This window comes from Roseomonas sp. TS2, assembly GCF_058833935.1.
The window spans coordinates 86,496-95,937 of the sequence record NZ_JCACVY010000004.1 but is presented as its reverse complement, the minus strand read 5'-3'; the positions used below and the strand labels follow the sequence as shown (position 1 = coordinate 95,937).

10 protein-coding genes are annotated in these 9,442 nt (G+C 71.1%); 3 read left to right on the top strand and 7 right to left on the bottom strand.

The window, feature by feature from the left end; genetic code table 11:
- The 3 genes from uvrC to ACZJYS_RS01995 all read right to left on the bottom strand — a co-directional run.
- Positions 1 to 1,562, bottom strand: a 1,562-nt coding sequence (gene uvrC / locus ACZJYS_RS02005) for an excinuclease ABC subunit UvrC (RefSeq protein ID WP_493175439.1), incomplete at its 3' end; no start/stop codon positions are given.
- 649 nt (positions 1,563 to 2,211) lie between these two features.
- Positions 2,212 to 2,631 (bottom strand): dihydroneopterin aldolase, encoded by a 420-nt coding sequence (locus ACZJYS_RS02000; protein ID WP_493175437.1) that lies wholly within the window; start codon positions 2,629 to 2,631, stop codon positions 2,212 to 2,214.
- A complete protein-coding gene (locus ACZJYS_RS01995; RefSeq protein ID WP_493175435.1) occupies positions 2,628 to 3,413 on the bottom strand; it encodes an SDR family oxidoreductase in 786 nt (261 codons plus the stop codon). Before ACZJYS_RS01995 ends, ACZJYS_RS02000 begins: the two co-directional genes overlap by 4 nt.
- Before the next feature lie 183 nt (positions 3,414 to 3,596).
- Here ACZJYS_RS01995 and ACZJYS_RS01990 point away from each other — a divergent pair, with 183 nt between their 5' ends.
- On the top strand, positions 3,597 to 3,806 hold the full coding sequence (locus ACZJYS_RS01990) for a DUF1289 domain-containing protein (RefSeq protein ID WP_493175433.1): 210 nt from the start codon (positions 3,597 to 3,599) through the stop codon (positions 3,804 to 3,806).
- A gap of 30 nt (positions 3,807 to 3,836) precedes the next feature.
- Here ACZJYS_RS01990 and ACZJYS_RS01985 read toward each other — a convergent pair whose 3' ends face one another.
- Together ACZJYS_RS01985 and ACZJYS_RS01980 are read right to left on the bottom strand one after the other, a co-directional pair.
- Complete coding sequence (locus ACZJYS_RS01985; protein ID WP_493175432.1) at positions 3,837 to 4,628, bottom strand: ABC transporter ATP-binding protein; 792 nt, start codon at positions 4,626 to 4,628, stop codon at positions 3,837 to 3,839.
- A 32-nt stretch (positions 4,629 to 4,660) separates the two neighbouring features.
- Positions 4,661 to 5,434 (bottom strand): ABC transporter permease, encoded by a 774-nt coding sequence (locus tag ACZJYS_RS01980; RefSeq protein ID WP_493175430.1) that lies wholly within the window; start codon positions 5,432 to 5,434, stop codon positions 4,661 to 4,663.
- Positions 5,435 to 5,644: 210 nt separating this feature from the next.
- Between ACZJYS_RS01980 and ACZJYS_RS01975 the strand changes: the two genes are divergently transcribed.
- Positions 5,645 to 6,883 (top strand): hypothetical protein, encoded by a 1,239-nt coding sequence (locus ACZJYS_RS01975; RefSeq protein WP_493175428.1) that lies wholly within the window; start codon positions 5,645 to 5,647, stop codon positions 6,881 to 6,883.
- Between the two features lie 108 nt (positions 6,884 to 6,991).
- Here the strand turns inward: ACZJYS_RS01975 and ACZJYS_RS01970 are convergent, their stop codons facing one another.
- Both ACZJYS_RS01970 and ACZJYS_RS01965 read right to left on the bottom strand, forming a co-directional pair.
- On the bottom strand, positions 6,992 to 7,942 hold the full coding sequence (locus ACZJYS_RS01970) for an ABC transporter substrate-binding protein (protein WP_493175426.1): 951 nt from the start codon (positions 7,940 to 7,942) through the stop codon (positions 6,992 to 6,994).
- An 81-nt stretch (positions 7,943 to 8,023) separates the two neighbouring features.
- Positions 8,024 to 8,713 carry an ABC transporter permease gene (locus tag ACZJYS_RS01965; RefSeq protein ID WP_109517837.1) on the bottom strand — a complete coding sequence of 230 codons (690 nt, stop codon included), beginning with the start codon at positions 8,711 to 8,713 and terminating at the stop codon, positions 8,024 to 8,026.
- 192 nt (positions 8,714 to 8,905) lie between these two features.
- Between ACZJYS_RS01965 and ACZJYS_RS01960 the strand changes: the two genes are divergently transcribed.
- Entirely contained in the window at positions 8,906 to 9,415 is a 510-nt protein-coding gene (locus ACZJYS_RS01960; RefSeq protein ID WP_493175424.1) for a DUF4347 domain-containing protein, read from the top strand.
- Positions 9,416 to 9,442: the final 27 nt, after the last annotated feature.

Genomic DNA, 9,442 nt, shown 5'->3' with positions numbered 1-9,442 from the left:
TCGACCGGCGCCTCGACCGGCGCGGCGGCGGGCGGGAAGGGTGCGCCCGGCGGATCGGCCGGCGCCGCGTCCGGCGCCGGCAGCGGGGACAGGGACGGGGGCGGGGGTGCGCCGTGGCGCAGCGCCGCGGCGCCGGCCAGGCCGGTGCCGCCCTGGATGGCGTATTTGCGGTAGGCGTTCTTCAGGAAGCCTTCGGGCCCGGCCACCACCATCACGCCATAGGCATGGCTGCCCTGGATGTGGCTGTTGTCGTAGATCTCGATGCGGCGCGGCGTCTCCGGCAGGTCGAACAGCGTGGCCACGCCCTCCAGCAGCGCGGCCTGGGCCGTGCCCTCGGCCAGGCGGCGCTCCAGCGCCTCGCGCGCATTGGTGCTGGCGTGGTCCACCGCCATCCGCTTCTCGCCGCGCTGCGGCGCGTGCAGCTCCACCTTGCGGCCCGCCTTCAGCGCCAGCGCCTCGGCGATCAGCCCGGCATCCGGCAGGGGATGGGAGAGCAGCACCAGCGGCGGCGGCGGCAGGTCGTCATAGAGCTGGGTGAGGAAGGCGGAGAGCACCTCCTCCGGCTCGGCATCGTCCTTCAGGTGGGAGGGGAAGAAGGAGCGGTTGCCGTTGTTCCGCCCGCCCCGGAAGAAGAACACCTGCACGCAGCTCTGCCCGGCGATCTGGTGCAGCGCCACCACGTCGGCGTCGCCTACCCCCTCCAGGTTGATGGCGTTCTGCCCCTGCACATGGGTGAGGCCGCGGATACGGTCGCGGATGGCGGCGGCGCGCTCGAACTCCAGCGCCTCGGCCGCCTGCTCCATCTCGGCCGCCAGCCGCTTCTGGATGGAGGGCGTCTCGCCGGAGAGGAAGCGTTTGGCGTCGCGCACCAGCCCGGCATACTCCTCCGGGCTGACGCGGCCGACGCAGGGCGCCGAGCAGCGCTTGATCTGGTGCAGCAGGCAGGGCCGGTCGCGGCTCTCGAACACCGTGTCGCGGCAGGAGCGGAGCAGGAACACCTTCTCCAGCGCCGTGATGGTCTGGTTCACCGCCCAGGCGCTGGCGAAGGGGCCCCAGTAGCTGGCGCCCTTGCGCTTCTCGCCCCGGTGCTTGCCGATCTGCGGGTAGGGGTGGTCCTCGGTCAGCACCAGCCAGGGGTAGGACTTGTCGTCCCGCAGGACGATGTTGAAGCGCGGCCGCAGCCGCTTGATGAGATTCGCCTCCAGCAGCAGGGCCTCGGCCTCGCTGCCGGTGGTGATGATCTCCATCCGCCGCGTGCCGTGCACCATGCGGCGCAGCCGCTCCGGCAGGCGGGCAAGCTGGGTGTAGGCCACCACGCGCTTCTTCAGGCTGCGCGCCTTGCCGACATAGAGCGCGTCGCCCTTGGCATCGAGCATGCGGTAGACGCCGGGCGAGAAGGGCATGGTGGCCAGCGCCGCCTCGATCACCGCGACGCCTTCCAGCACGGGCGCCTCGGAGCCGTCGCCCCCGGTGGCCGCTTCTGCGGGAGCAGGCTCGCCAAGGTCGGGCCTGTGAGGGTCTGGCGCGTCGGCGGCTGGCTCTTCCGGGCCGGTGTTCTGCATGGGGCGGATCAACCATGTCGGGCGGGCCGGCTCAAGGGCAGGAGCCGGAGGACTTGCCCACAGAAGCTGTGGAAAACCCTGTGGATGAACAGGGGGTGAATGCAGGGAAATGGCTGTCATCTGCGCTTCACACGACGATGCCTAGAGTTTGGGCAAAAAGTCAAACTGTTGTTTTTAAATGATTTATATGAAAATCAGCAGCTTCCGGCCCGTCAAGAGGCAGAATGCCATTGACGCGGCGCCGCAAGCAGCGGGGTGCGCTGGGCGGTGGATGAAATCCCGTCCGCAGAGACGGCCATTATCACGGAAGCGTGATATATTCTCTTTGTGTTCTGTTTTGTCGGCATGGCGACACGGAAACTTGTCCACCGCAGCGGTGGAAAAGCCTGTGGATTACGCCGCTCTCCCTGGAGCGAAACTTTGTCGTAACACGCATTTTCACGAAGTGCCTGAGAAGCGGGCAGAGCTCGGTACGGAACGGCAATGTGAAAACCATGCCGGCCGCGCATGGCGGTCATGCCGCACAGCCGCGAATACCGCGGCGCGGTGTTCGCGCGGCCCGCGAGACCCGCGAGAGGGCCGGACACGCCCCGTCCGGCCCTCTCGGACGAGGACCGAGGCAGGAAGTGCCCAGCATCTGGGCACGGCTTCAGCCGCGCCGCCGCTCCACCGTGACGCCCACGCCTTCCGCATCGGCGATGATGTCCGGCTTCTCCACCGTGACCCTGGCGAGCCGGATGCGGCCGTCGCCCGCCAGCACGGCGCAGGCGATGCGCTCGGCCAGCGTCTCGGCCAGACGGGTGTGGCCGGCCAGCGCCAGGCCGCGGGCGGTGTTTGCCACCGCCTCGTAATCCACCACCCGCTCCAGCCGGTCCTCTCCCACGCCATGGGGGGCGGCGTCGTCGGTCACCAGCAGCTCGATGTCGATCAGCACGCGCTGCGGCGCCGCCTCCTCCTCCGGATAGACGCCAAGGCGCGCCGCAACGCCGAGGCGGCGGATGAAGACGCGCCGCAGGCCCGGGGCCGCGTCCGGGGTGGCATCGGGGGTGGCATCGGGGGCGATGCTCATGGCGCGGCCCTCTCATCGTTCTGGGGCGGCCTCTGGGGCGACCATTGCAGGTGCTGGCCGCCATCGAGGGCGATCATCTGCCCCGTCATCGCCGGCAGGGACAGGATGGCGAGCACGGCACGCGCCACCTCCTCCGGGCTGGTGCCGCGGCCGAGCGGGGTGCCCGCGCATTGCGCGGCGAAATGCTCGGGCGTCTGCCGCGGGCTCGGGATGGCGGGGCCAGGGCCGATGCCGTTGACCCGGATGCGCGGCGCCAGCGCCAAGGCGAGGCTCTGCGTCAGCGCCCACAGCCCGGCCTTGGAGACGCTGTAGCTGACGAAATGCGGGGTGAGGGACCAGACGCGCTGGTCCAGCATGTTCAGCACCAGCCCCTCGGCCCGCTCCGGCAGGGCGGCGGCGAAGGCCTGGGCCAGCACGAAGGGGGCGCGCAGGTTGGGCTCGATATGCCGGTCCCAGCTCTCGCGCGTGGCGTCGTGCCATTCGTCGCGCTCGAAGGTGGCGGCGTTGTTCACCAGCACCCCCACCGGGCCGAGCGCCGCCTGCGCGGCGGGCAGCAGCCCCGCCACCTCCGCCTCGCGCTCCAGCGCGGCCTGCAAGGGGAGGGCGCGGCGGCCGAGGGCGCGGATCTCCGCCGCCGTCGCCTCGGCCGCATCGGCGCTGCCCCGGTAATGCAGGGCGATGTCGAACCCGGCCTCCGCCAGGGCCAGGGCAATGGCCCGCCCCAGCCGCCGGGCGCCGCCGGTCACCAGCGCGACGCGGGGGATGGTGTCTGAAATCTGCATGGCCGCACAGATGGCAAGGCGGCGCGCCACCGTCCAGCGTCAGGCGTCCAGCGTCAGGCGTCCGGCATCCAGCGCTCGGCATGTGGCCGGCCGCGGCGGGCGGGCCGGGCATGGCCCAGGGGCCGGTCTGGCATTCGGCCCGAGCGGGATGCGCCGCCGCCGGGCATTCCCATCTGCGGGAGCATGGAACGCCCCTGCATCAAGGTCTGCGAATTCGACGAGGACACCGGATGGTGCCTCGGCTGCGGCATGACCAAGCCCGAGCGCAAGGCCTGGAAGCGCATGCCCGGCTATCGCGGCGCCATCCTGGAGAACCTCCCGGCGCGGCTGGCGGCGCTGGCCGCCGAGGGGGCGGTGACGGGCGAGGCGGCGCGGCGGAAGAAGAAAGGCTGACGCGGCGAAGCGGCGGCTACTCCCTTGGGGTCAGGCCAGCGCCGCCTTGCGCACCTCCTCGCGGATCTCGGCCATCAGCCGGGCCTTCAGCGCGGCGAAATCCGGCGTGGTCTTCACCGTCCAGTCGCGCGGGTAGGGCAGGGGCACCGGCACCTCCGCCTTCACCCGGCCCGGACGGGCCGACATCACCAGCACCCGGTTGGCCAGGAACACCGCCTCATCGATGTCGTGGGTAACGAACAGCACGGTCTTGCGGGTCTCCGGCGTGTCGGCGCCCCACACCTCCAGCAGCAACTCCTGCATCAACTCGCGCGTCTGGTGGTCGAGCGCGCCGAAGGGCTCGTCGAGCAGCAGGATCTCGGGGTCGTTGGCCAGGGCGCGGGCGAGGGCCGTGCGCTGCTGCATGCCGCCCGAGAGCTGGCGCGGCCAGTGCTCCTCGAATCCGCGTAGCCCGGTGCGGGCGATGAATTTCTCCGTGGTCTCGCGGATCTGCGCCTCCGGCAGGCGGCGCTCGCGCAGGCCGAACGCGATGTTCTGCCGCACCGTCAGCCAGGGGAACAGGGTGTAGGACTGGAACACCATGCCGCGGTCCGGCCCGGGGCGCGTCACCTGCCGCCCGTTCAGCGTCACGTGGCCGCCCGTGGGCCGGTCGAGCCCCGCCACGATGCGCAGCAGGGTGGACTTGCCGCAGCCCGAGGGGCCGAGGATGGAGACGAACTCGCCCGGCGCCACGTCGAGGTCGGTGGGCTGCAGCGCCAGCGTCGGCGCCGCGCGGCCCTGGCCGGGGAAGGTGCGGGTGAGGCCGCGGATGGACAGACCCATGGGAAGGCCCCGCATCGCCTGCGCGCCGCCGCTCACAGCGAGGCCCAGCGGAACAGGCGGCGGTTGAGCGCCTTGAACAGCAGGTCCGTCACCAGCCCGATCACGCCGATGACGACGATGCCGAAGATCATCTGCCCCGTGTCGAGCAGGCGCTGGCTGTCCATGATCATGTGGCCGATGCCGCTCTGCGCGCCGATCAGCTCGGCGACGATGACGTAGGTCCAGGCCCAGCCCAGCACGAGTCGCAGCGCCTCCATCACCTGCGGCGCCGCGGCGGGGATGATGACACGCCGCAGGATGCCGCCCTGCCGCGCCCCCAGCGTGTAGGCCGCCTCCACCAGGTCGATCCGCGTGGCGCCGGCGATGACGGCGACCATGATGACGATCTGGAAGACGCTGCCGAGGATGATGACGGAGAGCTTCTGCGCCTCGCCCACGCCGGCCCAGAGAATCAGCAGCGGGATGAAGGCGGAGGCGGGCAGGTAGCGGGCGAAGGAGATGAAGGGCTCGAAGAAGGCCTCCACCGGCTTGTAGGCGCCCATCATCAGCCCGAGCGGCACGGCGAAGGCGGCCGCCACCAGGAAGCCGCCCAGCACGCGCCACACCGTCATGCCGATGTCGCCGAGGAAGTTGTATTCGGTGAAGAGGGACCAGCCGGCGGCCAGCGCGCGCCCGGGCGAGGCCAGGAAGAGCGGCTGCACATAGCCCCCCAGCGTCACCAGCGCCCAGAGGCCGATGAACAGCGCGAAGAAGCCGATGCCGAGCAGGACCCGGACGGAGGCGGAAACAGGTTTCAGGGGTTCCACGGAGCCTCGTTCATCCAGCGTCAACACAGCGGTGAAGAACTGGTATGCAATTGACGGGCCGGCCGCAATGGCATCATTGGCCCAGTTCAAGCTGTGGCATGCAGAACACTATGCTCACGATTTCGTGCTGCCCATTTAAATTGCGGGAAGATGACAGGCGCAATCTGGGGTAGTGGTGTCGGCCTCGCAATCATTGGCAGTCCCCTCTTCATGCGCTCCAGCCATCTCTCCGCCCTGCTGCTCGCAACCACCGCCCTGTGCGCCCTGCTCGCGCCCCGCGCCGGCCATGCCGCGGACAATTTCAACCTCGACCTGAATGTCGGCGGCCAGAGCTACAGCCGCAGCTACAGCACCCTGGACGACCTGCTGAGCGTGCTGGACCCGGGTGGCATCCAGGCCATCGCGCCGAACTACCGCCCCGGTGTGCCGGTCAGCGCCACGGTGAACCTGCGCGGCGTGCCGGCCCAGGTGGTCTCCACCCCCGGTAGCAGCGCCCTCCGACTCGTCGTTCCCGGCGCGGGCGTGGAGCGCACCTTCGATGCCGGCACCCTCGCCGCCTCGCGCCGCGAGCTGGAAAGCTTCGCCAAGGGCGACGCCCCGGGCGCGACCGAGGAGCTGCAGCGAATCGCCAAGGCCGTGGTCTCCACCACCACCGCCGATCCGGTGGCGGGCAATCCGGGCTCGCTGCTCGGCCAGTCCGTGATGGCCGACTACGCCGTCGCCACCCGCCTGCCCGGCGACCTCGGCGACATGACGCCGCGCGCCGCCGGCTGGCATTTCGGCGCTGGCGTCAACTTCAACAGCCAGAGCACGCGCGACTTCGACACCAATGTCTACCAGCTGCCGCTGACCGCCTCCTACGCCTTCCGCCAGGACGGGCCGGAGGTGTTCTTCAACCTGCCGCTCAGCATCACCGAGACGGGCGGCGCCGTGTCCTACATCGGCTCCGGCTCGCTCGGCGTGCGGCTGCCGGTGGTGACGACGCCGGAGCTGCGCTGGGCGGTGACGCCCGCCGCCCGCTGGGGCGCGGCCGGCTCCGAGGAGATCGGCGCCGTCGGCATGGTGTGGGGCGGCTCGATCACCAGCGACCTGCGCATCGGCCTGCCCGGCCAGCTGACCCTCGGCGTCGCCAACGGCTTCGGCTACTACATGACGCGGCCGCTGAAGGTCGGCGAGTACGACGTCAAGTACGACCTCAGCAACCCGTACTTCCGCAACGGCGTCTCGCTGACCAAGCCGGTGGGCGAGGTGTCCGGCCGCCCCGTCACGATCGGCGCCTCCATCGTCGACACCCGCATGACGGGCAGCGACCTGGCGGTCTCCAACTGGCAGGAATACGGCGTGACGGCCACGGTGGGCCGCGTCATGCCGGTGCGCCTCAGCGCCACCTACATTGATGGCGAGCGCGGCTATGAGGGCTTCCGCTTCGGCCTGAGCATGGCCTTCTGAGAAAGGCGGCCGGGGGAGGGTGCTCCCCCGGCCAGTGTTTCCCGGCCAATGCTCCCTGGCCGGTGTTTCCCTGACTGGTGTTTCCCTGGCCTGCTGCCCTTCCGGCCCTCAGGCCAGGAAGCGGGTGTCCAGCAGCTTGCCGAGATCGGGGGACTGGCGCACCACCCCGGCCTCCTTCTGCACCTCCAGCGCCTTGGTCATGAACTGCGGCAGGCCATCGGCCACATAGGCGCGGTTCTTCGCCGCATCCTGCCACTCGATGAACTGCGCGCTGGCCTTGAAGGCCTCGGCGCTCTGGTTCACCCGCTTGCCCATGATCTCGTAGGACCTGTCCGGCTCGCGCGCGATCATCGCCAGCGCGTCGTGCCAACTCTTGACCACCCGCTTCACCGCCTCGGGGTTCTTCGCCACGAAGTCCGGGGTGAAGGCCAGCGTGTCCACCACGCAGGGGTGCTGGATGGTGGTGGCCAGGATGCGGCCCTTGTCCTCCCCCATCGCCCGCACCTGGGAGAGGTAGGGCTCGTAGGTGGAGCAGCCGTCGAACTGGCCGGCGACGAAGGCCTGGGCGGCGGGCTGCGGCGCCAGCGTCGCGGTCTGCACGTCCTTGATGGTCATGCCGTTCTCGCGCAGCATGTAGGCCAGCACGAAATAGGGCGTGGTGCCCGGCCCATCCACGGCGATGGTGCGGCCCTTGAGGCCCGCCCAGCCGCCGACCGAGGGGCGCACGGCGATGCCGTCGCCGCCCTTCGAGCGGTCGAGCACCAGCACCTGCACCAGCGGCATGGTGCTGCCCCACAGGATCATGGTGTCGACCGTGGTGACGACGCAGTTCAGCGCGCCGGCGGCCAGCGCCAGGTTGCGCTCGCGCTGCGGCACGAAGCGCGTCTCGACCTCGATGCCGTTGGCCTTGAACAGCCCGGCCTGCTCGGCCAGGGTCAGCGGCGCGAAGCCGGTCCAGCCGGACATGCCGATGGTGATCTTGGGCAGGGTCTGCGCCCGCAGCACGGATGGCAGGGCGAGCGCGCCGGCGGCGGCGCCCAGGAACAGGCGGCGATGCATGATGTGGTCTCTCCTCAGGGCCTGGCGGCCTTCCCCCATTGCCGCCGAGGGTAGCGCCGCCGCCGGGCCGCGGGGAAGGGCTCAGCGCCGCCGGTCGAGCAGCAGCGTGGCGGCGCTGACCCCGAGGCAGACCAGCAGCAGGATGAAGCCAAGGGCGAGCGCCAGCGGCAGGTCGCCCTTCTGGGTTTCGAGCGCGATGGCGGTGGTCATGGTGCGCGTCTCGCCCCGGATGTTGCCGCCCACCACCAGGATGGCGCCGACCTCGGCGATGGCGCGGCCGAAGGCGGCGAGGAACACGGTGGCCAGGGCCGGCCGCGCCATCCGTACCAGCTCCAGCCCGCAGCGGAAGGGGCCGGCGCCGTCGATGCGCAGCGGGTCGCGCACCTCCTCCCACTGCGGCGCCAGCGCGCGGTGGGCCAGCGCCGTGACGATGGGCAACGCCAGGACGGTCTGCGCCATCACCATGGCCTGGGGGCGGAACAGCCAGCCGAGCGGCCCGAGCAGCCCGCTGCGCGAGAGCAGCAGGTAGCAGACCAGGCCCACCACCACCGGCGGCAGGCCGAGCGCCGCATTGGCCAGCACCAGCATCATGCCACGGCTGCGGAAGCGGCCGATGGTGAGCAGCGCCGCCAGCGGCAGGCCGAGCAGGAAGGCGAACAGCGCCGCGCTGCCCGAGACGCGCAGGGAAAGGCCGACGATGCGCGTCAGCTCCGGGTCGGCGCCGCCGATCAACCGCAGCGCCAGCAGAAAGGCTTCGGCCAGGTCAGTCATGGCGGGAGAAGGGCATGGTGCGGCCGGAATGCCCATTGCGGGGGGCGGGGGCAAGCCCGCCCCTGCCGCTCCTTGCCGGCATCTGCCAGGGTGCCTGCAGAGGCGAAAGCCGGGAGAAACCTGCTCTGCGTCAAGGAATTCTTTGGCGGATCGGGGCCATTCTGGAGTGGCCCGAGTTTGAGGATCCGAGACATGCCGCACGATGCCGCCACCCCGCGCCACCTCCTGGTGCTCGATCCGCGCCAGACGGCCTGGGGTGCGCTGCTGGCGGCCGCGGGCGAGGACGTGGCCGTGCTGGTGCTGGATATGGCGAGGGACGGGCTGGTGCAGGCGGCCGAGGTCGCCGCCGAGCTGGCGCCGCTGGAGAGCATCCGCTTGGTCGGGCCGGGCGGGGCCGGCCGCGTCACCCTGGGTACGGTGGTGCTGGAGCCGGAGACGGCGGAGGAGCGCGGCTGGGTGCTGGCGGCGCTGGGCGCCACGCTGCTGCCGCAGGGAAGGCTGGAACTGCTGGAAATGGCCGGCGCCGGCGCCAGTGGGGGCCGGCTGATGGCCATGCTGGGGCGCGCCCTGGGGCGGGACGTGATGACGGAGGAAAGCCGCTTCGGCGCGCCGGAGATGACGGTGCCCGCCGCCCTGAGCAGCCCGGCCTGGGTGTGGGCGCCGCGCGGCCATGCCACGGCCGAGGCTGGCGCCCTGCGCTGAAGGCCGCCGCCTCTCCGGTTCCGTGCG